The sequence below is a fragment of the Mesorhizobium sp. M1A.F.Ca.IN.020.06.1.1 genome (assembly GCF_004023265.1).
Classification (GTDB): Bacteria; Pseudomonadota; Alphaproteobacteria; order Rhizobiales; family Rhizobiaceae; genus Mesorhizobium.
In genome coordinates, this window is the sequence record NZ_RZSR01001562.1 from 1 (window position 1) to 758 (window position 758).

The 758-nt window shown below is 70.8% G+C and carries 1 protein-coding gene; it reads left to right on the top strand.

Annotation, left to right across the window (positions count from 1 at the left end; genetic code table 11):
* Nucleotides 1–72 precede the first annotated feature (72 nt).
* A complete protein-coding gene (locus tag EOA60_RS35540; RefSeq protein WP_127335731.1) occupies nt 73–582 on the top strand; it encodes a hypothetical protein in 510 nt (169 codons plus the stop codon).
* Nucleotides 583–758: the final 176 nt, after the last annotated feature.

The window sequence follows — 758 nt, forward strand, 5'->3', positions numbered from 1 at the left end:
GACGAGACGCTGCTGCAGGGCGGGCTCAAGCCCCGCCACACCTGCTCCGAGGCTTCTTAGGGCCGAGGCGCGATGCCAGGGGTCGTCAAGTCCCTCGGCCAGGAGCACGAGGCGCTGCTGAAGGGCGGGCGCAAGCCCTGCCACACCAGTTCCGAGGCTCGTCAGGGTCCAGGCACGACGCCAAGGCGGGATCCCCTCAGCCAGTGCAACGAGACGTTGCTGCAAGAGGGGCTCAAGCCCTGCCACCCCTTCTCCGAGGCCCTTCAGGGCCCAGGCCCGATGCTCGGGATTGTCGAGTCGCTCGGCAAGGAGGACGAAACGCTGCTGCAGGGCGGGCTCAAGCCCTCCGACACCCGCTCCGAAGCCCCTCAGGGCCGAGGCTCGATCATCGGGGTGCTCGAGACCCTCGGCAAGGAGGACGAGACGCTGCTGCAGGGCGGGCGCAAGCCCCGCCACAGCTGCTCCCAGGCCCCTCAGGGCCGCGACGCGATGCGAGGGATCGTTGAGTCCTTCGGCAAGGAGGACGAGACGCTGCTGCAGGGCGGGCTCAAGCCTTCCCACCCCCGCTCCGAAGCACCCTAGCGCCGTGGCGCGATGCCAGGGCGCGAGCCCCTCGGCGAGGCGCACGAGACGCTGCTGCAGGACGGGCGCTAGCCCTCCCACCCCCACTCCGAGGCCTTCCGCCGGCACTACAGCAGCGTCTCGTCCTCCTCGCCGAGGGGCTCGCGCTCTGGCATCGCGTCTGGGGCCTGGAAGGC

Excerpts from the sequence above, each read along its gene's own strand:
- EOA60_RS35540 (WP_127335731.1), top strand. The coding sequence starts at position 73 with ATGCCAGGGGTCGTCAAGTCCCTCGGCCAGGAGCACGAGGCGCTGCTG.